This is a genomic window from Klebsiella sp. JN_Kp127 (assembly GCF_040062505.1).
Taxonomy (GTDB): Bacteria; Pseudomonadota; Gammaproteobacteria; order Enterobacterales; family Enterobacteriaceae; genus Klebsiella; species Klebsiella quasipneumoniae.
Genome location: NZ_JBEAHS010000036.1, coordinates 1 through 20,671 on the forward strand (window position 1 = coordinate 1; position 20,671 = coordinate 20,671).

Consider the following 20,671-nt stretch of genomic DNA (forward strand, 5'->3'; position numbering starts at 1 on the left):
GCGCGTTATCGATCTGGTCGAATGCGCGAGCGGAACCACCGTAGGTTTTAGCCAGAACGGTAGTGATGGCAGCAGTCAGGGTAGTTTTACCATGGTCAACGTGGCCGATAGTACCAACGTTGACGTGCGGTTTTGTACGTTCAAATTTTTCTTTAGACACGGCTATATTCCTTACTATAGTGCTCTCCCCTTCGGAGAGAGCACGGGACTTAGGTTTTAATCCTGTGGATTATTTACCACGGGCTTCAATAACGGCCTGAGCAACGTTGTTCGGCGCATCATCATACTTCAGGAATTCCATGGTGTATGATGCACGACCTTTGGTCAGAGAACGCAGCTGAGTTGCATAACCGAACATTTCGGACAGCGGTACTTCAGCGTGGATCTTAACGCCGGTTACTTCGGATTCCTGACCGCGCAGCATACCGCGACGACGGCTCAAGTCACCGATAACGTCACCAGTGTTCTCTTCCGGAGTTTCTACTTCAACCTTCATGATCGGCTCAAGCAGAACTGGTTTTGCTTTCTTAAAGCCTTCTTTAAAGGCAATAGACGCAGCCAGTTTAAACGCCAGCTCAGAGGAGTCAACGTCGTGGTAAGAACCGAAGTGCAGACGGATACCCATATCAACTACCGGGTAACCTGCCAGCGGACCAGCTTTCAGCTGTTCCTGGATGCCTTTATCAACGGCCGGGATGTATTCGCCAGGAATTACACCACCTTTGATGTCGTTGATGAACTCGTAACCTTTCGGGTTAGAGCCCGGCTCCAGCGGGTACATGTCGATCACAACGTGACCGTACTGACCACGACCACCAGACTGCTTGGCGTGTTTACCTTCGATATCGGTAACTTTCGCGCGAATTGCTTCACGGTAAGCAACCTGAGGTTTACCGACGTTCGCTTCAACGTTGAATTCACGCTTCATACGGTCAACGATGATGTCGAGGTGCAGCTCACCCATACCGGCGATAATGGTCTGGTTAGACTCTTCGTCAGTCCATACGCGGAAAGACGGGTCTTCTTTAGCCAGACGACCCAGAGCCAGACCCATTTTTTCCTGGTCAGCTTTGGTTTTCGGCTCAACGGCGATGGAGATTACCGGCTCAGGGAATTCCATACGCTCCAGAATGATCGGCGCATCCGGGTTACACAGGGTGTCACCAGTAGTTACGTCTTTCAGACCGATTGCAGCAGCGATGTCGCCCGCGCGAACTTCTTTGATCTCTTCACGTTTGTTAGCGTGCATCTGTACGATACGACCGAAACGCTCACGTGCAGCTTTCACGGAGTTCAGTACGGTATCACCAGAGTTAACCACACCGGAGTACACGCGGAAGAAGGTCAGGTTGCCCACGAACGGGTCAGTAGCGATTTTGAACGCCAGTGCAGAGAACGGCTCGTCGTCGCTTGCGTGACGCTCAGCCGGAGTATCTTTACCGTCGTCCAGGATGCCGTTGATCGCCGGAACGTCAACAGGGGATGGCAGGTAGTCAATTACCGCATCCAGCATCGCCTGAACACCTTTGTTCTTGAACGCAGAACCACAGGTTACCAGGATGATTTCGTTGTTCAGAACGCGCTGACGCAGAGCTTTTTTGATCTCTTCTTCAGTCAGTTCTTCACCACCCAGGTATTTTTCCATCAGCTCTTCAGAAGCTTCAGCTGCGGACTCGATCAGGTTCTGGTGCCATTCGTCAGCCAGATCCTGCATGTCAGCCGGGATATCTTCGTATTCGAAGGTTACGCCCTGGTCTGCATCGTTCCAGTTGATGGCTTTCATTTTCACCAGGTCAACAACGCCGGTGAAACCTTCTTCAGCACCAATTGCCAGCTGCAGCGGAACCGGGTTCGCGCCCAGACGGGTTTTGATCTGACCAACAACTTTCAGGAAGTTAGCGCCCATGCGGTCCATTTTGTTAACGAACGCGATGCGCGGAACTTTATATTTGTTTGCCTGACGCCATACGGTTTCAGACTGCGGCTGAACACCACCAACTGCGCAGTAAACCATTACCGCACCATCAAGAACACGCATGGAACGTTCTACTTCGATAGTGAAGTCAACGTGCCCCGGGGTGTCGATGATGTTTACACGGTGCGGTTCATACTGCTTAGCCATACCAGACCAGAATGCAGTAGTCGCAGCGGAAGTGATGGTGATACCACGTTCCTGCTCCTGCTCCATCCAGTCCATGGTAGCGGCGCCGTCATGAACTTCACCGATTTTGTGGTTTACACCGGTGTAGAACAGAATACGTTCGGTAGTAGTGGTTTTACCGGCGTCGATGTGCGCACTGATACCGATGTTACGGTAGCGTGCGATGGGTGTTGTACGAGCCATTTGATTCCTCGTTTATTTCTTTAGGCGTTCAGTTAAGTTATCCAGAGCGGGCGACTCATCTGAAGCGCCCGCCTGGTGACTATGACTCCGAAGGGATTACCAACGGTAGTGAGCGAACGCCTTGTTGGCTTCGGCCATACGGTGAACGTCTTCACGTTTCTTAACTGCAGTACCTTTGTTGTCTGCAGCATCAGTGAGTTCGTTCGCCAGGCGCAGAGCCATGGATTTATCACCGCGTTTACGAGCAGCTTCAACGATCCAACGCATTGCCAGGGCATTACGACGGACCGGACGAACTTCAACTGGAACCTGATAAGTAGAACCACCTACGCGGCGGGACTTAACTTCGACAGTCGGGCGCACGTTTTCGAGCGCAACTTCGAAGGCTTCCAGTTCAGATTTACCAGAACGCTGAGCCAGGGTCTCCAGCGCGCTGTATACGATAGTTTCTGCAGTAGATTTTTTACCATCTACCATCAGGATATTGACAAATTTAGCCAGCAGTTCTGATCCGAACTTCGGATCCGGCAGAATTTTACGCTGACCAATGACGCGACGACGTGGCATGGAAATACTCCGTTGTTAATTCAGGATTGTCCAAAACTCTAAGAGTTTAGTATGACATTAAGATAAATCAGTTTGGCCTTACTTAACGGAGAACCATTAAGCCTTAGGACGCTTCACGCCGTACTTGGAGCGAGCCTGCTTACGGTCTTTAACGCCGGAGCAGTCAAGCGCACCACGAACGGTGTGGTAACGAACACCCGGAAGGTCTTTAACACGACCGCCACGGATCAGGATCACGGAGTGCTCCTGCAGGTTGTGACCTTCACCACCGATGTAGGAGGTGACTTCGAAACCGTTAGTCAGACGCACACGGCAAACTTTACGCAGTGCGGAGTTCGGTTTCTTAGGAGTGGTGGTATATACGCGAGTACATACGCCACGTTTCTGCGGGCAGGCTTCCAGCGCTGGCACGTTGCTCTTTGCAACTTTGCGCGCGCGTGGTTTGCGTACCAGCTGGTTAATTGTTGCCATTAAATAGCTCCTGGTTTTAGCTTTTGCTTCGTAAACACGTAATAAATCGCCTCATATATTATGAGGACGCAGAATTTTAGGGCGGTGCCGAAAAGGTGTCAAGAAATATACAACGATCCCGCCATCACCAGGCCAACTGACCGGCATGTTTGACTGTGAGTCTGACGAAATCAGTATAGCTAACCCTGCCGACACTGTCCGCAATTTGACCAGTTAGCCCGCGGGCGTCAACGTCGTCTTGCAGCACGTAAAGGGTTATGGGGGCGGATTGCAGGATCTCAAGGAAGCGACCGCCGGCGATAGCCGCCGCGACGCCATCAGACAGCAGTAACAGATCGTCACCCTGCTCCATCAAGCGAAGCATTGCTGCGATATCGGCATGCCAGGGAGAAACACTGAGCGTATGGAGCATGGGGGCCTCAGAAACGCAAAATCACATCAAATTCATGCAGACGGGCGCGCAGGGCATCCGGCGCCAGGCATTCGACATCCACCACCCACGGTGTCGCGGGGTCCAGGCCGCGCTCTCGCGCCGACTCGGCGCACAGCCAGCACTGGTCGATATCATATAGCGACAGCAGTTTAAAAGTGGCGATGTAATCGCGGGCCAGCACAGCGCCAGGCCGCTGGGCGGGCAACAGCTGAAACACGCCGTCGCCCACGAAAAATACGCCAATCTCGTCGGTGAGGGCGGAGGTGGCTAATAAGGCGTCGAGGCCTTCCCTGCCGGCGGCGCTGCCGTGCGGCGCGGAGGAAAAAACGAAAGCCACACGTTTCATCAAAACTGTACCATCCGATCGCAAGTAAGCGCCGCTTCCGCCAGCGCGCCAAGTCCGCTCAACGTAAAACCCGGCTGCAGATTATGGCCAGGCAGAGCGAGCTGTTGCGCTTCGCGCTCGTCCGTTACGCCACGACGCAGGGCGGCCGCCACGCAGATATGCAGCGCGACGCCGTGCTCATCGTGGAGGGATTGCCACCCGCGCACCAGATCGAACTCATCGCTGGCGGGCGCCGTCAGCTGGTTAGCGTTAAGCACGCCTTCGCGATAGAAAAAAACGCACGCCAGCTCATGGCCTTCCTGCAGCACGGCCTGCGCAAATTGCCAGGCGCTGCTCGCCTGCTGCGTGCCATAGGCAGGGCCGGTCACCGTGAGGGCAAAACGCATTACTTATCCAGCCCCTGGAAATCGCCGCTTTTGAACTGGCGAATATAGAGGTAGACGGTGTGCTTGGAGATGTTCAGACGATCGGCCACCTGGTTAATGGCGTCTTTAATATCGAAGATCCCTTTCTCGTAGAGATTCAGCACGATTTGACGGTTTTTAGCATTGTTGGACACGCTGCGATCGGCATTCACCTCTTCGATGGTAAATTCCAGAGTCTGGGCGACCAGATCGTCAACCGAGGAAGCAAAGTTCACCGGCGAGTTAACCTCGGGCGTTTCTGGCGGAATAAAGGTGCTCATGATCTGGGAAAACGGCACATCCAGATTCATATTGATGCACAGCAGACCAATCACCCGGTGATCGCGGTTGCGGATGGCAATCGTCACCGACTTCATCAGGACGCCGCTTTTGGCGCGGGTAAAGTAGCATTTGGAAACGCTGCTATCGGCGCCCGTCATATCGTGCAGCATGCGCAGCGCAAGATCGGTAATCGGTGAACCGATTTGGCGGCCGGTATGTTCACCATTGGCGATACGGATGGCAGAGCATTTCAGATCCTGCAAAGAATGCAGCACGATTTCACAGTGCGAACCGATGAGCATCGCCAACCCGTCCACCACCGCTTCATAAGATTTAAGAATATCGAAATCGGTCTGGTCAAAGGGACGTTGATCCAGCAGGTCAAGCTCGCTGGTTTCGTTGGTTAAAAGCGACCTGGACATGAAAAAAAGCACTCCTTTTCAGGAGCCTGTCGTTATTGTCAGGGCAGGCTCATCATCATTATTAAGCTATCTAAAGTAATACAGCGCCTGAGGATCTTTCCAGTTTTAATTATATCTGCGCTCAATAAAAAAGCCGCCGCCTCTGACGAGACGGCGGCCTGAACCCGATTACTTCTTAGCGTCAGCTTTCGCGTCCGCGGCTTTCGCATCGCCAGCGGCTTCCGGCTGAGCATCTGCCTTCGGCGCCGGTTTGATATCCAGCAGCTCTACATCAAAGACCAGCGTAGAGTTGGCCGGGATGCCCGGGACGCCGGTTTTGCCGTAGGCCAGATCTGGCGGAATGACCAGCTTGATTTTGCCGCCTTTCTTGATGTTCTTCAGGCCTTCAGTCCAGCCCGGGATCACCCCGTCGAGACGGAAAGAGAGCGGCTCGCCGCGGGTATAAGAGTTATCAAACTCTTTGCCGTCGATCAGCGTACCTTTGTAGTTAACCACCACGGTGTCGCTGTCTTTCGGCGCATCGCCAGTGCCTTCTTTCTCGACTTTATACAGCAGGCCAGTTTTCGACGTTTTCACGCCCTTCTCTTTGGCAAAGCTGTCACGGAAAGCTTTACCTTTGGTTTCGTTCTCAGTGGCGTCTTTTTCCATTTTCTGCTGAGCCGCGGTCTTCACGCGCGTTTCAAAGGCCTGCAGAGTCTGTTCGATCTCCTGGTCGGACAGTTTGCTCTTATCGGCAAACGCGTCCTGTACGCCGGCGATCAGCTGGGCTTTATCCAGCTTAATGCCGAGTTTTTCTTGTTCTTTCAGGGAGTTTTCCATGTAACGCCCCAGGGACGCGCCCAGCGCATAGGCCGATTTCTGATCGTCATTTTTAAATGCCGATTTACTCTCAGCCGCCGGGGCTGCTTTCGCCGCGGTATCTGCAGCAAAGGTCAGCGGTGCATTCAGGGCGACGGCCATTGTGGTCGCCAGCAGCGTTACTTTAAACAGTGATTTCATCCATTTCTCCAGGGCCGGGGCCTCTCACCCCAGGGTTATCGTAAAAAGCAAAAAACGTACTATAGAACGTCGCCGTTAAAATCTACATACGGACGTTCCTGAATATCGCCTCTTTTAGGACTATTTTTGTATGAATAAGTTTCCTGTAGGACGCAGCGATGCTGCGCGCCGGGGGAAACTTAAGTAGAATCCGCCCGCAGGATCAGACTAAAGAGGTTACCCATGCACGATAGCACATTAGAAACGCGCCTTGCGGAGCTGGAAAGCCGGCTGGCGTTTCAGGAAATCACCATCGAAGACCTCAATAAAACCGTAACCGCCCACGAGATTGAGATGGCAAAGATGCGCGAGCATATGCGTCTGATGATCGAGAAGCTGAAGGCGACCCAACCCTCCCATATCGCCTCCCAGGCCGAAGAGACGCCGCCGCCGCATTATTGAGGCGTAAAAAAAGCGGGTCTCCCCGCTTTTTTGTTGTCTTCGTGCCGAAGCGCGAAGATTAGTGGCAACCGCAGCCACCGTGGCCGCCGCAACCGCCTTTACCATGGTCGTGGCCATGATCGTGGTCGTGACCGTGACCGCCGCAGCAGCCATCGTGACCATGATCGTGGTCGTGATCATGACCATGCGCGCCGTGCACGTGACCGTGCTCCAGTTCTTCAGCGGTCGCTTCGCGGATGGCGACAACTTCCACATTGAACTTCAGGTTCTGGCCTGCCAGCATGTGGTTGCCATCAACCACAACGTGGTCGTCTTCAACTTCAGTAATCTCTACTGGTACCGGACCCTGATCGGTTTCCGCCAGGAAGCGCATGCCAACCTGCAGTTCATCAACGCCCATGAAGACGTCTTTCGGTACACGCTGCACCAGGTTTTCGTCATACTGACCGTAAGCGTCGTTAGCGCCAACGGCTACGTCAAATTTGTCGCCCACTTCGTGGCCATCCAGCGCGTTTTCCAGGCCGGAAATCAGGGAGCCGTGACCGTGCAGGTAATCCAGCGGCGCGCTTACCGGAGACTCATCAACCAACACACCGTCTTCTGTACGTACCTGATAGGCCAGGCTGACCACCAGGTCTTTTGCTACTTTCATGATATCTCCTGAGATGGGAAGAATAGTGGCGCAGATTGTAGCGGAATTCTGCTGCCGTGTACCCTTTAGCTTAAAAAAAGCCGACGGATAACGCTAGTCGGGATGAAAAATGCCAATCACCTGCTCCTCTTTGCGTACATGCTCACGGGCCTCTTTATCCGCCTCACGCATCTGATGACCGCACTTAACGCATTCAACAACATCGACATTATTTTCACGCCACATCGCCAGTGAATCCTGCGCCTGGCACGCCGGACATTTCGCCCCGGCAATAAAACGTTTACGTACTGCCATATGATTTACCTTTATTCAAACTCGTCCCAGCCGTCCAGCTGCCGGCTCTCTTTCTGCATTTCGCGCTGAAAAATCTCTTCCAGTTCGCGCCGGGCTTCCCGCACGCGTGATATCTGTACCGTATCAGTATGCACCGGCATTAACTCACGCAGCATTCGCATATCGAGGCGTCGGAAGTGCAGCTGCGCGCGCTGAGCCTGGTGAGGATGCATCCCCAGGGTGATGAGCGCTTTACGCCCCAGCTCCAGCGCGCTGGAGAAAGTCTCACGGGAAAACTGCGTCACGCCGGCCTGCAGAAGCTCATGCGCCTCGACGCGCCCGCGAGCGCGCGCCAGGATGTGCAGATGTGGAAAGTGTTGTTGACACATCTCCACCAGCCGCATGGTGTCTTCCGGCTCATTACAGGTAATGACGATCGACTGCGCCTCCTCCGCCCCCGCCGAGCGCAGCAGTTCCAGCTGGGTGGCGTCGCCAAAATAGACTTTATAGCCATAGTTGCGCATCAGATTCACCGCGCTGATGTCTCGCTCCAGCACCGTAATACGCATCTTATTGGCCATCAGCAGGCGACCGATGACCTGGCCGAAACGGCCAAAGCCAACAATAATCACCTGCGGTTTATCGTCCTCTACCCACGGCGCCTCATCGGTATCCTCTGCTGGATTCAGGCGTCGCGACAGTATCTTATCGATCCCTTTCATCAGCAGCGGCGTGGTCATCATCGACAAGGTGACGGCCACCAGCAGCAGCGCCATCTGGTCGTGCTGGAACAACCGCTGAGAAGCGGGCAGCGAAAAGAGGACAAACGCGAACTCGCCGCCCTGGCTTAATACGCCCGCAAACTGCATACGCTCGGAACTCCGCAGGCCATAGAGACGGGCCAGCAGGTAGAGCACCAGCATTTTTACCGCCACCAGCACCGCCACGCTCACCGCCACCCACAGCAGATGGGTGTACAGCACGCCAAGGTTCAGCGCCATACCGACCGAGATAAAGAACAACCCAAGCAGCAGCCCCTTGAACGGATCGATGGCGATCTCCAGTTCATGGCGATACTCACTTTCCGCCAGCAGCACGCCGGCGATAAAAGTACCCAGCGCCATCGACAGCCCCAGCGCCTCCATAAACAGGGCGGATCCAAGGACCAACAGCAGCGTGGCGGCAGTGAACACTTCCCTGACCCCGGAGCTGGCGATAAAGCGGAACACCGGCCGCAGCAAATAGCGTCCGCCAATCAGCATCCCGGCAAACGCCAGGACCTTCATGCCGACCGTTAGCCAGTTCACATGCTCATCCGCGGAACCCGCCAGCAGAGGCACCAGCGCCAGCGCCGGGATCACCGCCAGATCCTGAAACAGCAGGACCGAAAAGCCTAACTGCCCTGATTCGCTGCGGCTCATTCCCTTCTCGCGCATCAGCTGCAGTGCCATCGCGGTAGAGGACATCGCCAGGCCGATCCCGCCGACCACCGCCGCCTGCCATGAAAATCCTGTCGTCATCAACAGACCGCCGAGGATCGCCGCGCTGAGCATCACCTGCGCCGCGCCAACGCCGAAGATGGGGCTTCGCAGCCGCCATAGCTTGGCGGGATTGAGCTCCAGGCCGATGATAAACATCAGAAACACCACGCCGAGTTCAGAGAAATGGAGAATTTCATCCACATCGCTGATAAACCCGAGCCCCCACGGACCTATGGCGATCCCGGCCAGCAGATAGCCCAGCACCGCGCCAATCCCCAGTCTTGAAGCCAGAGGGACGGCGATAACGGCCGCGAACAAAAACAGCACCCCCGCCAGCAGCAAATCAAATCCCGCCATGGACACCTCCGGCGGCAAGGGGGTTGGCCAGCCAGTCCCGATAGGCCAGGGCGCGGCTGCGTAGCTCCTCTGGCTGTTGCCGCCGGGCCCAGTAGACGATAATGGGGCTCATCCAGTGCATACGGCACATGCCGGCGGTCAGTTCAAAAGGACGTAAAATATCGTTCATTGGATAGCGATTCGCATCGCGACGGTAGGCGCTCTCAGGTTCGCCGGTGGTGATCACGCTGCGCCAGTACTTTCCCGCCAGTTCGTTCCCTCCGGCGCCGCTGGCGAAGCCGCGGCTTAAGACACGATCCAACCACTCCTTGAGCAGCGCCGGACAGCTCCAGGTATATAAAGGATGCTGGAAAACGATCACCTCATGCTGGCGCAGCAGGTCCTGTTCGTGAGCAATATCGATAAAAAAATCCGGATAGTGCGCGTAGAGATCGTGCACGGTGACGTTTGGCAACTGTAAGGCCGGTTGTAATAAAACCCGGTTGGCCACGGAATCCTGAGATTCTGGGTGGGCATACAGCAGCAACACTTTCGCTGTCTGAGACATCATTCCCCTCCCGTAGGTCTTCTGGCGGCCTGCACAGCCCTGGCGTTTTGACACAGCCAGAATGACTTTGTGTATCGTCTTCGTTTTGGGCTACCATGGCGGCCCGGTGAAGCGATTCGCTTCCACACTACATTATCATAATGACAAATTAACATAGTCTGAACATACGGCGCCTTATGATTGTTTTCTCCTCGTTACAAATTCGTCGCGGCGTACGCGTCCTGCTGGACAACGCCACCGCTACCATCAACCCTGGCCAGAAGGTCGGTCTGGTGGGGAAAAACGGCTGCGGGAAATCGACGCTGCTATCGCTTTTGAAAAACGAGATAAGCGCTGACGGCGGCAGTATGACCTTTCCCGGCAACTGGCAGCTGGCCTGGGTAAATCAGGAAACCCCGGCCCTGCCGCAGCCGGCAATCGATTATGTCATTGACGGCGATCGCGAATATCGCCAGCTGGAAGCCGCGCTCCAGCAGGCTAACGAGCGCAACGACGGCCATGCCATCGCCACCGTCCACGGCAAGCTGGACGCCATCGACGCCTGGACCATCCGCTCCCGCGCCGCCAGCCTGCTGCACGGCCTGGGTTTCAGCAATGAACAGCTCGAGCGGCCGGTCAGCGATTTTTCCGGCGGCTGGCGTATGCGTCTTAACCTCGCGCAAGCGCTGATCTGCCGCTCCGATCTGCTGCTGCTCGATGAACCGACTAACCACCTCGACCTTGATGCGGTGATCTGGCTGGAGAAGTGGCTGAAGGGCTACACGGGGACGCTGATCCTGATCTCCCACGATCGCGATTTCCTCGATCCTATCGTCGACAAAATTATCCATATCGAACAGCAGACGATGTTTGAGTACACCGGCAACTACAGCTCGTTTGAAGTGCAGCGCGCCACCCGGCTCGCTCAGCAGCAGGCGATGTACGAAAGCCAGCAGCAGCGTGTCGCGCATCTGCAAAGCTATATCGATCGCTTCCGCGCCAAAGCCACCAAAGCCAAGCAGGCGCAGAGCCGTATTAAAATGCTGGAGCGGATGGAACTCATCGCCCCGGCGCACGTGGATAACCCGTTCCACTTCAGCTTCCGCCAGCCGGAGAGCCTGCCAAACCCGCTGCTGAAGATGGAGAAAGTCAGCGCCGGCTATGGCGAGCGTATTATCCTCGACTCCATTAAGCTCAATCTGGTGCCGGGGTCGCGTATCGGCCTGCTGGGCCGCAACGGCGCAGGGAAATCGACGCTGATTAAGCTGCTGGCTGGCGAACTCCAGCCCGTGAGCGGCGAGATCGGCCTCGCCAAAGGCATCAAGCTCGGCTACTTCGCCCAGCATCAGCTGGAGTTCCTGCGCGCCGATGAGTCGCCGCTGCAGCACCTGGCGCGCCTGGCGCCGCAGGAGCTGGAGCAGAAGCTGCGCGATTATCTTGGCGGCTTTGGTTTCCAGGGGGATAAGGTCAGCGAAGAGACCCGCCGCTTCTCCGGTGGAGAAAAGGCGCGTCTGGTGCTGGCCCTGATCGTCTGGCAGCGCCCTAACCTGCTGCTGCTCGACGAACCGACCAACCATCTCGACCTCGATATGCGTCAGGCCTTAACCGAAGCGCTGATCGACTTTGAAGGGGCGCTGGTGGTCGTATCGCACGATCGCCACCTGATCCGCTCCACCACCGACGATCTGTACCTTGTCCACGATGGCAAAGTCGAACCGTTCGACGGCGATCTGGACGATTATCAGCAGTGGCTCAGCGACTCGCAAAAACAGGAGTCCCAGAGCGGCGACGCGCCAAAAGAGAGCGGCAACAGCGCGCAAGCGCGCAAAGACCAGAAGCGTCGGGAAGCGGAGCTGCGCAGCCAGACCCAACCGCTGCGCAAAGAGATCGCCCGTCTGGAGAAAGAGATGGACAAGCTCAACGCGCAGCTGGCCAGTGCGGAAGAGAAACTTGGCGACAGCGAACTCTACGACGCCTCGCGGAAAGCGGAACTGACTGAATGCCTGCAGCAGCAGGCCAGCGCGAAATCCGGGCTGGAAGAGTGCGAAATGGCCTGGCTGGAGGCTCAAGAGCAGCTGGAGCGCATGCTTCAGGAAGGCTAACGCCGCCTCATCATTCTGCCTGCGACGGCGCGGGCAGAATGGGTTTCTGCCATTCCCATGCTCAGGCCATCAATGACATCAATGGTTTGTTTTCGGTGTCACCGGGCGTCATTGGCCACAAGACCACATATTGGCTAACTCCCGCGCGCCCTGCGCGGTATAGTCATCATCACGTTTATTAATTATTCTGGTGCTATGGTTGAAATCATCCCCACAGACATGACGCCCCCCGAAAACGATTCGCGTGAGTTCCATCCCATGCGCGGCGTGGGCAATCGTCATCTGCAAACCATGCTGCCGCGGCTGATCCGCCGTAAATTGCGCTTTACCCCGCACTGGCAGCGCCTTGAGCTGCCGGACGGCGATTTTGTCGATCTCGCCTGGAGCGAAGACCCGCACCAGGCGCGCCACAAGCCGCGCCTGGTCGTCTTTCATGGTCTGGAAGGGAGTCTGCACAGCCCGTATGCCCATGGCCTGATCCACGCGGCGATGCAGCGCGGCTGGCTGGGCGTGGTCATGCACTTTCGCGGCTGCAGCGGCGAACCTAACCGCAATCACCGCATCTATCACTCCGGCGAAACGGAAGATGGCACCTGGTTTCTCCACTGGCTGCAGCGCGAGTTTGGCCCCGCGCCGACCGCCGCCGTCGGCTATTCGCTGGGCGGCAACATGCTGGGCTGCCTGCTGGCAGAAGAAGGCGACCGCTGCCCGCTGGATGCGGCGGTGATCGTTTCCGCGCCTTTCATGCTGGAAGCCTGCAGCTATCATATGGATAAGGGCTTCTCGCGAGTTTATCAGCGTTATCTGCTCAATCTGTTAAAAGCCAACGCCTCACGTAAGCTGAAAGCGTATCCTGGCTCGCTGCCCGTCGATTTACGCCAGCTCAAAGGGATGCGCCGCATCCGGGAATTTGACGATATGATCACCGCCAAAATCCATGGCTTCGCCGATGCGCTGGATTATTACCGGCAATGCAGCGCCATGCCGCGGCTCAGCGATATCACTAAGCCGACGCTCATCATCCATGCGAAAGACGACCCGTTTATGGACCACCACTCCATTCCCCCGCAGGAGCAACTGCCGGCGAACGTTGAGTATCAATTGACTGAACAAGGCGGCCACGTCGGCTTCGTCGGCGGCACCCTGCGTAAACCGGAGATGTGGCTGGAAAGACGCATTCCCGACTGGTTAAACCGCTGGCTGGAGGTTCCCGTATGATTATTCCCTGGCAGGATCTGGATCCCGAAACGCTGGATAACCTGATTGAAAGCTTTGTGTTACGCGAAGGCACCGATTATGGTGAACATGAACGTTCACTTGCCGATAAAGTCGCCGATGTAAAACAGCAGCTGAAACGCGGAGAGGCGGTCCTCGTGTGGTCGGAACTGCATGAGACGGTCAATATTATGCCGCGCGCCCTGTTTAACGGCTAAGGCGACGCCACTACATCGTTTAACCAGGGAGTTGTTATGTCTGCCAAACATCCGGTGATCGCCGTCACGGGCTCCAGCGGCGCGGGCACTACCACCACCAGCCTCGCCTTTCGCAAAATCTTCGCGCAGCTAAATCTGCACGCCGCGGAGGTGGAAGGCGACAGCTTTCATCGCTACACCCGCCCGGAAATGGACATGGCGATCCGCAAAGCGCGGGATCAGGGCAAACATATCAGCTACTTTGGCCCGGAGGCGAACGACTTCGGCCTGCTGGAGCAGACCTTTGTCGACTATGGCCGCCATGGCAAAGGCCAGTCGCGTAAATACCTGCACACCTATGACGAAGCCGTGCCGTGGAATCAGGTGCCGGGAACCTTCACCCCATGGCAGCCGCTGCCGGAGCCGACGGACGTGCTGTTCTATGAGGGGCTGCACGGCGGGGTTGTCACGCCGCAGCATGATGTCGCCAGCCATGTCGACCTGCTGGTCGGGGTCGTGCCTATCGTTAACCTGGAGTGGATCCAGAAACTCATTCGCGACACCAGCGAACGCGGCCACTCCCGGGAGGCGGTGATGGACTCCGTCGTCCGATCGATGGAAGATTACATTAACTTCATCACCCCGCAGTTTTCCCGCACCCACATCAACTTCCAGCGCGTGCCGACGGTGGACACCTCCAACCCGTTTGCCGCGAAAGCGATCCCCTCTCTGGACGAGAGCTTTGTGGTGATCCATTTCCGCAACCTGCAGAACATCGACTTCCCCTGGCTGCTGGCGATGCTACAGGGCTCGTTTATTTCGCACATGAACACCCTGGTGGTGCCGGGCGGTAAAATGGGGCTGGCGATGGAGCTTATTATGGCGCCGCTGGTCGAGCGTCTGATGGAAGGCCGAAAGATCGGCTAACAGAAAAAACCCCGGCCAGGCCGGGGTTGAGATCATTCACATCAGCAGGCGAAGACTACGCCTCGATCACTTCATAGGAGTGGGTGATCTTCACCGCTTTTTCCAGCATCAGCGCCACCGAGCAGTATTTCTCTGCCGACAGATCCACCGCGCGGGAGACTGCGGCATCTTTCAGCGCCTTACCGGTGACGATAAAGTGCAGATTAATATGCGTGAACAGGCGCGGCGCCTCTTCCCGACGCTCAGAGGTCAGCTTCACTTCGCAGTTGGTCACGTCGTGACGACCTTTTTGCAAAATGGAGACCACATCGATCGCACTGCAACCGCCCGCCGCCATCAGCACCATCTCCATCGGGCTGGGCGCCTTATCTCCGGAGTTGCCATCCATCAGAATCTGGTGTCCTGACGCGGACTCCCCGATAAAGGTTAACCCTTCAACCCATTTCACACGCGCTTGCATAAAATTTAACTCCAGTATCGCAATATTCCTGTCAGATTACGCGCACATAACAATTCTCGCAACGGAAGGCGACCTGCGTCATGCTGAAGCGAGACACCAGGAGACATGCGGCGAAAGCTATGCTAAAACAGTCTGGATGCTACAGTAATACATTGATGTACTGCATGTATGCAGAGGAGTTCACATTACAGGCTGTCGAAAAATCATCAGCCAGCTTCCCAGGTATAGGGAAACAATACGATTGCATGCCCGGACGCCGTGTAGTGTCGGCGCCCGGAGATAGCTTATAACAGAGGATAACCGCGCATGGTGCTTGGCAAACCGCAAACAGACCCTACCCTTGAATGGTTCTTGTCTCATTGCCACATTCATAAGTACCCATCAAAGAGCACGCTGATCCACCAGGGTGAGAAAGCAGAAACGCTGTACTACATCGTTAAAGGCTCCGTGGCTGTACTCATCAAGGATGAAGAAGGTAAAGAGATGATCCTCTCCTACCTCAACCAGGGCGATTTCATCGGTGAATTAGGCCTTTTTGAAGAGGGTCAGGAGCGTAGCGCCTGGGTACGGGCGAAAACCGCATGTGAAGTGGCCGAGATCTCTTATAAGAAATTCCGTCAGCTGATCCAGGTGAACCCGGACATTCTGATGCGTCTCTCTTCGCAAATGGCTCGCCGTCTGCAGGTGACGTCTGAGAAAGTGGGCAACCTCGCCTTCCTCGACGTGACGGGCCGTATCGCCCAGACGCTGCTGAACCTGGCGAAGCAACCCGATGCCATGACCCACCCGGACGGTATGCAAATTAAAATTACCCGTCAGGAAATTGGTCAGATCGTCGGCTGCTCTCGTGAAACCGTTGGCCGTATTTTGAAAATGCTGGAAGATCAGAACCTGATTTCCGCACACGGTAAAACTATCGTCGTCTACGGCACCCGTTAAGTTGCTAAGCGGCGTATTGCTCCTGCAGTACGCCGTTTTTGTTTTTCCCTCATGTGGCGCAGGCTGATTTACCACCCGGAAGTCAACTATGCACTGCGGCAAACGCTGGTGCTGTGTCTGCCTGTGGCCATCGGTCTTCTGCTCGGCCATCTCCAGCAGGGACTCCTGTTTTCCTTAGTTCCCGCCTGCTGCAACATCGCCGGTCTCGACACTCCGCATAAGCGCTTTTTTAAGCGTCTGATTATCGGCGGCTGTCTGTTTGCCGGATGCAGCCTGGTGGTGCAGCTGCTGCTCGCCCAGACCATACCTTTGCCGCTTATTCTCAGCGGCCTGGCGCTATTGCTCGGCGTCACCGCGGAAATCAGTTCGCTGCACGCGCGCCTGCTGCCCGCGTCGCTGATCGCCGCCATCTTTACCCTGAGCCTGGCGGGCAATATGCCCGTCTGGGAGCCGCTGCTGATCTACGCCTTCGGCACGCTATGGTACGGCGTGTTTAACTGGTTCTGGTTCTGGCTGTGGCGCGAACAGCCGCTGCGGGAGTCGCTCAGTCTGCTCTACCGGGAACTGGCCAATTATTGCGAAGCCAAATATAGCCTGTTGACCCAGCATACCGATCCCTCGACCGCCCTGCCGCCGCTGCTCATCCGCCAGCAGAAGGTGGTCGATTTAATCACCCAGTGCTATCAGCAGATGCATATGCTGGCCGCCAACCAACGTAACGACCACAAACGTCTTCTGCGGGCGTTCCAGATGGGGCTGGATCTACAGGAGCATATTTCGGTCAGCCTGCATCAGCCAGAAGAGGTGCAAAAGCTGGTTGAGCGCAGCCATGCCGAAGCGGTGATCCGCTGGAACGCGCAGACCGTCGCCGCCCGCCTGCGGGTGCTGGCGGATGACATTCTCTATCATCGTTTTCCGCAGCGTTTCCAGATGGATAAACAGATCGGCGCCCTGGAAAAAATCGCCCGCCAGCATCCGGATAACCCGGTCGGCCACTTCTGCGCCTGGCACTTCAGCCGCATCGCCCGGGTGCTGCATACCCAGCGCCCACTGTATGCCCGGGATCTGATGGCTGACAAAGAGCGTCGTTTACCGCTGTTTCCCGCGCTAAAGAACTATCTGTCGCTGAAGTCGCCCGCGCTGCGCAACGCCGCCCGCATCAGCGTGATGCTGAGCATCGCCAGCCTGATGGGCAACGCCCTGCATTTGCCGAAGCCCTACTGGATCCTGATGACCGTCCTCTTCGTGACACAGAACGGCTATGGCGCCACGCGGGTACGTATTGTCCACCGGGCGGCGGGGACGCTCGCCGGCCTGATCATCGCCGGGCTGACCTTGCACTTTCACGTTCCGGAGAGCTATACCCTGAGCGGGATGCTGCTGATCACCCTGCTCAGCTACCTGATCATCCGCAAACACTATGGCTGGGCGATGGTGGGGTTTACGGTGACGGCGGTATATACCCTGCAGCTTCTGACGCTCAACGGCGAACAGTTTATTATCGCCCGGCTGATCGACACGCTGATCGGCTGCCTGATCGCCTTCGGCGGGATGGTCTGGCTGTGGCCGCAGTGGCAGAGCGGCCTGCTGAAAAAAAACGCCCACGATGCGCTGGAGGCCGACCAGCAGGCGATTCGCCTGATCCTCAGCCCCGACCCCAAAGCGCCCGCGCTGGCCTACCAGCGCATGCGCGTCAATCAGGCGCACAACGCGCTCTACAACTCCCTGAATCAGGCGATGCAGGAGCCCGGGTTTAATACCCACTACCTGGAAGATATGAAGCTATGGGTGACGCACAGCCAGTTTATCGTCGAACACATCAACGCCATGACCACTCTGGCCCGGGAGCATACGATGCTCACCCCGGATCTTGCCCAGCGCTATCTCGAATCCTGTGAGATTGCCCTGCAGCGCTGTCAGCAGCGGCTGGACAGCGATGGCCCCGGCAGCGCAGGGGATGTCAATATTATGGAGTCACCGGAAAGCGAGGTGCCGATCGGTCCGTTAAGCACCCTGGAGCAGCATCTGCAACGCATTCTGGGCCATCTGAACACCATGCACACCATTTCGTCAGTGGCATGGCGTCAGCGGCCGCATCACGGCATCTGGCTGCGGAAGATCAGCCGTTAATCACCTTTGCCACTGCCTGGGCAAAGCGCGCCATCCCCTCGGCAATATCCTGCTCTTCGATGATCAGCGAGGGAACAAAACGCATCACGTCCGGCCCGGCGTTAAGCACCATGACGCCGGCTTCCGCAGCGGCATAGAGAAAATCACGCGCGCGGCCCTTGTGCTGCGGCTTGAGTTCGGCACCAATCAGCAGGCCCATCCCGCGAATATCACTGAACAGATCAAACTCGGCATCCAGCTGCTGCAGGTGTTTGACGAACAGTTCGCGTTTGGCGTTCACGCCATCCAGCACCGCCGGGGTATTGATCAGATCGAAAGCGGCGTTGGCGACCGCGCAGGCCAGCGGGTTGCCGCCGTAGGTTGAGCCATGGGAACCCGCATGGAAGGCGCTGGCGATCTCGTGGGTGGTCAACATGGCGCTGACCGGGAAACCGCCGCCCAGCGCTTTGGCGCTGGTGAGAATATCCGGGGTTACGCCATAGTGCATATAGGCAAACAGCGAGCCGGTACGCCCCATTCCGCACTGCACTTCATCAAAGACTAACAGCGCCTGGTGTTGATCGCACAGTTCGCGCAGCCCCTGCAGGAACGCCGGCGTCGCTGCCGTCACGCCGCCTTCGCCCTGAATCGGCTCCACCACCACCGCGCAGGTGTGGTCATCCATCACCGCTTTTACCGCCTGCAGGTCGTTGAAGGGAACATGGACAATATCCGCCGGTTTCGGGCCGAAACCATCGGAGTACTTCGGCTGCCCGCCGACGGAGACGGTAAACAGGGAGCGACCATGAAAGGCATTATGGAAAGCGATGATTTTGGTTTTGTACGGGCTATGGCGGGTCACCGCATAGTGACGCGCCAGCTTAAAGGCCGTTTCATTGGCTTCGGTACCGGAGTTCATAAACACCACTCGCTCGGCGAAGGTGGCATCGACAAGTTTACGTCCCAGGCGCAGCGCTGGCTCATTGGTAAAGACGTTGCTGGTATGCCACAGCGTTTCGCCCTGTTCGTGGAGCGCCGCCACCAGCGCCGGGTGGCAATGGCCGAGCGCCGTCACCGCGATACCGCCGGCGAAATCAACATACTCTTTGCCCTGCTGATCCCAGACGCGGCTGCCTTTTCCCTTTACCGGGATGAATTCTGCCGGTGCATAAATTGGCAAAATAACTTCATCGAATGTGGCGCGGGTGATTGCCGGTTGTTCAGTTGCCATGTCTTGCCCATCCCTCTTCGTTATGCAGATGCGATTATGATAATCTAATCACAAAATATGCATAAAAAATCAGTCAATGGCAACCGAAATCACCGCTTAATAAAGTTCGCCAGCAATTGATGGCCCTGTTCGCTGAGGATGCTTTCCGGATGGAACTGCACGCCCTCGAGATCCCAGTCGCGATGACGGATCCCCATAATCTCACCGCTGGCGCTGCGGGCGGTGACGATAAACTCAGGCGGCAGCGTCGGCGGGTCAATCACCAGCGAATGATAGCGGGTCACCGTCAAAGGATTATTCAGCCCCTGAAACACCCCTTCGCCGTTATGCTCGATAAGCGAGGTTTTTCCATGCATCACCTGCGCCGCCCGCACAATGGTCGCGCCAAACGCCTGGGCTATCGCCTGATGCCCGAGGCAGACGCCCAGCAGCGGCGTTTTCCCTGCATAGTGACGGATTACCGCGAGGGAAATCCCCGCTTCATCCGGCGTACAGGGACCAGGCGAAATCACTATCTTCTCCGGCGCCAGCGACGCTATCTCCTCCAGCGTCAACGCATCGTTGCGCCTGACCAGCACTTCCGCCCCCAGTTCGCAAAAGTACTGATACAGATTCCAGGTGAAAGAGTCATAGTTATCGATAAGCAGGATCATAGCGGCTCCGGAACAATCAAACCGGGCTATTCTACTCAGATTCCCGCGCTTCGCTTACCACTTTGCTAAAGATCGCCGCCAGCGGGTCCGGATCGCCCATCGCGCCCTGCTGACAGGCGGTGCTCCAGGCGGCAGGATCGACGTCACGCCAGTCAAGAAGATAGCCGGCATGTATCGCCAGCTGTTCAAAGAAAATGCGCTGGGTCAGGCCATTGCCGAGACGAAAAGGGTGCAGCACATTAATTTCACCATAGAACCAGCTCAGGCGTTCGATAAAGGTATCCCGCGGCAGGCCGCAGAGATAATCCTCCTGCTCCAGGGCCTGCATCAGGGCGTTCCCCTCCTCTTCGATGCGGGCAAAGTGGCAGAACGGCGTATCGCCCAGGTAGAGGTTCACTTCACGTAGCCTACCCGCCCAGTCAAACAGATCCTGATACAGCTGATGATGAATAGCGCACAGATAGGGTAAGCCGCGCACCCGCGGGCCCAGCGGCAGGGTGGCCGCCCGCAGGGACGTCATCTCCAGGGCAGCCTGCTGCAGCGTTTTAGCCTGGCGGATGCCGAGGCGGTTGCGCAGGACGTTCAGCGCCGGATAGAGGTAAGGATCGCGTTCATCGCCAAATTTATCGCTCATACTCCCTCCGCAGCGTCGCGAGGCGAGCCTGCGCCTCCTCGGCAGTCAGCGTAACCAGCGGCACCGATACGCCTTCGAGGCGACGGCTGGCCTGAAAATTGCTATTACGTGTCTGTTCCCAGAGCCGGGATTTTTGCTTATCGGTGAGTGGACGCATCGTCGCCCCCCTTATCGTCCCCTGTGTGCCACAAGTATAAGCAGCAATT

The 20,671-nt window shown here is 56.6% G+C and carries 25 protein-coding genes; 7 read left to right on the forward strand and 18 right to left on the reverse strand.

All coding sequences use genetic code 11. The annotated features are described in order from the left end of the window. From ABLV04_RS12985 to fkpA, 9 genes are all read right to left on the reverse strand, one after another. The coding region (locus tag ABLV04_RS12985; protein ID WP_227507214.1) for a GTP-binding protein at window positions 1-160 on the reverse strand (160 nt) is incomplete at its 3' end. Between the two features lie 69 nt (window positions 161-229). Then, the gene (fusA, locus tag ABLV04_RS12990) at window positions 230-2,344 is read right to left on the reverse strand and encodes an elongation factor G (protein WP_023291175.1); all 2,115 of its coding nucleotides are present in this window, start codon (window positions 2,342-2,344) and stop codon (window positions 230-232) included. A gap of 96 nt (window positions 2,345-2,440) precedes the next feature. Beyond that, window positions 2,441-2,911, reverse strand: a complete 471-nt coding sequence (gene rpsG, locus ABLV04_RS12995) for a 30S ribosomal protein S7 (RefSeq protein ID WP_002920113.1) — start codon at window positions 2,909-2,911, stop codon at window positions 2,441-2,443. 96 nt (window positions 2,912-3,007) lie between these two features. After that, complete coding sequence (gene rpsL / locus ABLV04_RS13000) at window positions 3,008-3,382, reverse strand: 30S ribosomal protein S12 (protein WP_002920115.1); 375 nt, start codon at window positions 3,380-3,382, stop codon at window positions 3,008-3,010. A 124-nt stretch (window positions 3,383-3,506) separates the two neighbouring features. Continuing rightward, on the reverse strand, window positions 3,507-3,794 hold the full coding sequence (tusB, locus tag ABLV04_RS13005) for a sulfurtransferase complex subunit TusB (RefSeq protein ID WP_004202221.1): 288 nt from the start codon (window positions 3,792-3,794) through the stop codon (window positions 3,507-3,509). 7 nt (window positions 3,795-3,801) lie between these two features. Beyond that, window positions 3,802-4,161 carry a sulfurtransferase complex subunit TusC gene (tusC, locus tag ABLV04_RS13010; protein ID WP_032454214.1) on the reverse strand — a complete coding sequence of 120 codons (360 nt, stop codon included), beginning with the start codon at window positions 4,159-4,161 and terminating at the stop codon, window positions 3,802-3,804. Then, window positions 4,161-4,547 carry a sulfurtransferase complex subunit TusD gene (gene tusD / locus ABLV04_RS13015; protein ID WP_002920128.1) on the reverse strand — a complete coding sequence of 129 codons (387 nt, stop codon included), beginning with the start codon at window positions 4,545-4,547 and terminating at the stop codon, window positions 4,161-4,163. The genes tusC and tusD overlap by 1 nt, the downstream gene beginning before the upstream one ends. Next, complete coding sequence (locus ABLV04_RS13020) at window positions 4,547-5,269, reverse strand: transcriptional regulator (RefSeq protein ID WP_002920130.1); 723 nt, start codon at window positions 5,267-5,269, stop codon at window positions 4,547-4,549. The genes tusD and ABLV04_RS13020 overlap by 1 nt, the downstream gene beginning before the upstream one ends. A 168-nt stretch (window positions 5,270-5,437) precedes the next feature. Further along, window positions 5,438-6,268: an FKBP-type peptidyl-prolyl cis-trans isomerase gene (fkpA, locus tag ABLV04_RS13025; RefSeq protein WP_004202215.1), complete on the reverse strand. Its 831-nt coding sequence runs from the start codon at window positions 6,266-6,268 to the stop codon at window positions 5,438-5,440. 222 nt (window positions 6,269-6,490) lie between these two features. Here fkpA and ABLV04_RS13030 point away from each other — a divergent pair, with 222 nt between their 5' ends. After that, the gene (locus tag ABLV04_RS13030) at window positions 6,491-6,709 is read left to right on the forward strand and encodes a protein SlyX (RefSeq protein ID WP_002920136.1); all 219 of its coding nucleotides are present in this window, start codon (window positions 6,491-6,493) and stop codon (window positions 6,707-6,709) included. Window positions 6,710-6,767: 58 nt separating this feature from the next. Here ABLV04_RS13030 and slyD read toward each other — a convergent pair whose 3' ends face one another. The 4 genes from slyD to kefG form a co-directional block, all read right to left on the reverse strand. Then, entirely contained in the window at window positions 6,768-7,361 is a 594-nt protein-coding gene (slyD, locus tag ABLV04_RS13035) for a peptidylprolyl isomerase (protein ID WP_004202213.1), read from the reverse strand. Window positions 7,362-7,454: 93 nt separating this feature from the next. Then, entirely contained in the window at window positions 7,455-7,655 is a 201-nt protein-coding gene (locus ABLV04_RS13040; RefSeq protein ID WP_002920143.1) for a YheV family putative zinc ribbon protein, read from the reverse strand. Window positions 7,656-7,666: 11 nt separating this feature from the next. Continuing rightward, the gene (gene kefB / locus ABLV04_RS13045) at window positions 7,667-9,472 is read right to left on the reverse strand and encodes a glutathione-regulated potassium-efflux system protein KefB (protein WP_348815791.1); all 1,806 of its coding nucleotides are present in this window, start codon (window positions 9,470-9,472) and stop codon (window positions 7,667-7,669) included. Continuing rightward, window positions 9,459-10,022: a glutathione-regulated potassium-efflux system ancillary protein KefG gene (gene kefG, locus ABLV04_RS13050; RefSeq protein WP_004202208.1), complete on the reverse strand. Its 564-nt coding sequence runs from the start codon at window positions 10,020-10,022 to the stop codon at window positions 9,459-9,461. The genes kefB and kefG overlap by 14 nt, the downstream gene beginning before the upstream one ends. 173 nt (window positions 10,023-10,195) lie before the next feature. Between kefG and ABLV04_RS13055 the strand changes: the two genes are divergently transcribed. The 4 genes from ABLV04_RS13055 to ABLV04_RS13070 all read left to right on the forward strand — a co-directional run bounded on the left by ABLV04_RS13055 (window position 10,196) and on the right by ABLV04_RS13070 (window position 14,439). Next, the gene (locus ABLV04_RS13055) at window positions 10,196-12,100 is read left to right on the forward strand and encodes an ABC transporter ATP-binding protein (RefSeq protein ID WP_023291178.1); all 1,905 of its coding nucleotides are present in this window, start codon (window positions 10,196-10,198) and stop codon (window positions 12,098-12,100) included. A 219-nt stretch (window positions 12,101-12,319) separates the two neighbouring features. After that, a complete protein-coding gene (locus ABLV04_RS13060; protein WP_072096663.1) occupies window positions 12,320-13,318 on the forward strand; it encodes a hydrolase in 999 nt (332 codons plus the stop codon). Then, window positions 13,315-13,533, forward strand: a complete 219-nt coding sequence (locus ABLV04_RS13065; protein ID WP_002920151.1) for a YheU family protein — start codon at window positions 13,315-13,317, stop codon at window positions 13,531-13,533. Before ABLV04_RS13060 ends, ABLV04_RS13065 begins: the two co-directional genes overlap by 4 nt. 36 nt (window positions 13,534-13,569) lie before the next feature. Beyond that, entirely contained in the window at window positions 13,570-14,439 is an 870-nt protein-coding gene (locus ABLV04_RS13070) for a phosphoribulokinase (RefSeq protein WP_004202201.1), read from the forward strand. A 55-nt stretch (window positions 14,440-14,494) separates the two neighbouring features. Here ABLV04_RS13070 and ABLV04_RS13075 read toward each other — a convergent pair whose 3' ends face one another. Next, complete coding sequence (locus ABLV04_RS13075; protein WP_023291180.1) at window positions 14,495-14,899, reverse strand: OsmC family protein; 405 nt, start codon at window positions 14,897-14,899, stop codon at window positions 14,495-14,497. Between the two features lie 306 nt (window positions 14,900-15,205). Between ABLV04_RS13075 and crp the strand changes: the two genes are divergently transcribed. Further along, on the forward strand, window positions 15,206-15,838 hold the full coding sequence (gene crp, locus ABLV04_RS13080; RefSeq protein ID WP_000242758.1) for a cAMP-activated global transcriptional regulator CRP: 633 nt from the start codon (window positions 15,206-15,208) through the stop codon (window positions 15,836-15,838). Between the two features lie 51 nt (window positions 15,839-15,889). Continuing rightward, the gene (locus ABLV04_RS13085) at window positions 15,890-17,968 is read left to right on the forward strand and encodes a YccS/YhfK family putative transporter (protein ID WP_180266260.1); all 2,079 of its coding nucleotides are present in this window, start codon (window positions 15,890-15,892) and stop codon (window positions 17,966-17,968) included. On the opposite strand, the gene ABLV04_RS13090 is transcribed toward ABLV04_RS13085, so the two are convergent. The 4 genes from ABLV04_RS13090 to ABLV04_RS13105 all read right to left on the reverse strand — a co-directional run bounded on the left by ABLV04_RS13090 (window position 17,958) and on the right by ABLV04_RS13105 (window position 20,622). Further along, window positions 17,958-19,178 (reverse strand): aspartate aminotransferase family protein, encoded by a 1,221-nt coding sequence (locus ABLV04_RS13090; protein ID WP_032454216.1) that lies wholly within the window; start codon window positions 19,176-19,178, stop codon window positions 17,958-17,960. The two genes, ABLV04_RS13085 and ABLV04_RS13090, sit on opposite strands and share 11 nt — an antisense overlap. Before the next feature lie 89 nt (window positions 19,179-19,267). Continuing rightward, window positions 19,268-19,831, reverse strand: coding sequence for an aminodeoxychorismate synthase component 2 (pabA, locus tag ABLV04_RS13095; RefSeq protein ID WP_044524952.1), 564 nt, complete (start codon window positions 19,829-19,831; stop codon window positions 19,268-19,270). 31 nt (window positions 19,832-19,862) lie between these two features. Continuing rightward, window positions 19,863-20,465 carry a putative adenosine monophosphate-protein transferase Fic gene (locus ABLV04_RS13100; RefSeq protein ID WP_180266259.1) on the reverse strand — a complete coding sequence of 201 codons (603 nt, stop codon included), beginning with the start codon at window positions 20,463-20,465 and terminating at the stop codon, window positions 19,863-19,865. Further along, window positions 20,455-20,622: a YhfG family protein gene (locus ABLV04_RS13105; protein WP_004202194.1), complete on the reverse strand. Its 168-nt coding sequence runs from the start codon at window positions 20,620-20,622 to the stop codon at window positions 20,455-20,457. Before ABLV04_RS13105 ends, ABLV04_RS13100 begins: the two co-directional genes overlap by 11 nt. Between the last annotated feature and the right edge of the window lie 49 nt (window positions 20,623-20,671).

What these genes read in the sequence shown, in the direction of transcription:
- fusA (WP_023291175.1), bottom strand. Translation starts at nt 2,344, where the DNA reads ATGGCTCGTACAACACCCATCGCACGCTACCGTAACATCGGTATCAGT.
- rpsG (WP_002920113.1), bottom strand. Translation starts at nt 2,911, where the DNA reads ATGCCACGTCGTCGCGTCATTGGTCAGCGTAAAATTCTGCCGGATCCG.
- rpsL (WP_002920115.1), bottom strand. Translation starts at nt 3,382, where the DNA reads ATGGCAACAATTAACCAGCTGGTACGCAAACCACGCGCGCGCAAAGTT.
- tusB (WP_004202221.1), bottom strand. Translation starts at nt 3,794, where the DNA reads ATGCTCCATACGCTCAGTGTTTCTCCCTGGCATGCCGATATCGCAGCA.
- tusC (WP_032454214.1), bottom strand. Translation starts at nt 4,161, where the DNA reads ATGAAACGTGTGGCTTTCGTTTTTTCCTCCGCGCCGCACGGCAGCGCC.
- tusD (WP_002920128.1), bottom strand. Translation starts at nt 4,547, where the DNA reads ATGCGTTTTGCCCTCACGGTGACCGGCCCTGCCTATGGCACGCAGCAG.
- ABLV04_RS13020 (WP_002920130.1), bottom strand. Translation starts at nt 5,269, where the DNA reads ATGTCCAGGTCGCTTTTAACCAACGAAACCAGCGAGCTTGACCTGCTG.
- fkpA (WP_004202215.1), bottom strand. Translation starts at nt 6,268, where the DNA reads ATGAAATCACTGTTTAAAGTAACGCTGCTGGCGACCACAATGGCCGTC.
- ABLV04_RS13030 (WP_002920136.1), top strand. Translation starts at nt 6,491, where the DNA reads ATGCACGATAGCACATTAGAAACGCGCCTTGCGGAGCTGGAAAGCCGG.
- slyD (WP_004202213.1), bottom strand. Translation starts at nt 7,361, where the DNA reads ATGAAAGTAGCAAAAGACCTGGTGGTCAGCCTGGCCTATCAGGTACGT.
- ABLV04_RS13040 (WP_002920143.1), bottom strand. Translation starts at nt 7,655, where the DNA reads ATGGCAGTACGTAAACGTTTTATTGCCGGGGCGAAATGTCCGGCGTGC.
- kefB (WP_348815791.1), bottom strand. Translation starts at nt 9,472, where the DNA reads ATGGCGGGATTTGATTTGCTGCTGGCGGGGGTGCTGTTTTTGTTCGCG.
- kefG (WP_004202208.1), bottom strand. Translation starts at nt 10,022, where the DNA reads ATGATGTCTCAGACAGCGAAAGTGTTGCTGCTGTATGCCCACCCAGAA.
- ABLV04_RS13055 (WP_023291178.1), top strand. Translation starts at nt 10,196, where the DNA reads ATGATTGTTTTCTCCTCGTTACAAATTCGTCGCGGCGTACGCGTCCTG.
- ABLV04_RS13060 (WP_072096663.1), top strand. Translation starts at nt 12,320, where the DNA reads ATGACGCCCCCCGAAAACGATTCGCGTGAGTTCCATCCCATGCGCGGC.
- ABLV04_RS13065 (WP_002920151.1), top strand. Translation starts at nt 13,315, where the DNA reads ATGATTATTCCCTGGCAGGATCTGGATCCCGAAACGCTGGATAACCTG.
- ABLV04_RS13070 (WP_004202201.1), top strand. Translation starts at nt 13,570, where the DNA reads ATGTCTGCCAAACATCCGGTGATCGCCGTCACGGGCTCCAGCGGCGCG.
- ABLV04_RS13075 (WP_023291180.1), bottom strand. Translation starts at nt 14,899, where the DNA reads ATGCAAGCGCGTGTGAAATGGGTTGAAGGGTTAACCTTTATCGGGGAG.
- crp (WP_000242758.1), top strand. Translation starts at nt 15,206, where the DNA reads ATGGTGCTTGGCAAACCGCAAACAGACCCTACCCTTGAATGGTTCTTG.
- ABLV04_RS13085 (WP_180266260.1), top strand. Translation starts at nt 15,890, where the DNA reads ATGTGGCGCAGGCTGATTTACCACCCGGAAGTCAACTATGCACTGCGG.
- ABLV04_RS13090 (WP_032454216.1), bottom strand. Translation starts at nt 19,178, where the DNA reads ATGGCAACTGAACAACCGGCAATCACCCGCGCCACATTCGATGAAGTT.
- pabA (WP_044524952.1), bottom strand. Translation starts at nt 19,831, where the DNA reads ATGATCCTGCTTATCGATAACTATGACTCTTTCACCTGGAATCTGTAT.
- ABLV04_RS13100 (WP_180266259.1), bottom strand. Translation starts at nt 20,465, where the DNA reads ATGAGCGATAAATTTGGCGATGAACGCGATCCTTACCTCTATCCGGCG.
- ABLV04_RS13105 (WP_004202194.1), bottom strand. Translation starts at nt 20,622, where the DNA reads ATGCGTCCACTCACCGATAAGCAAAAATCCCGGCTCTGGGAACAGACA.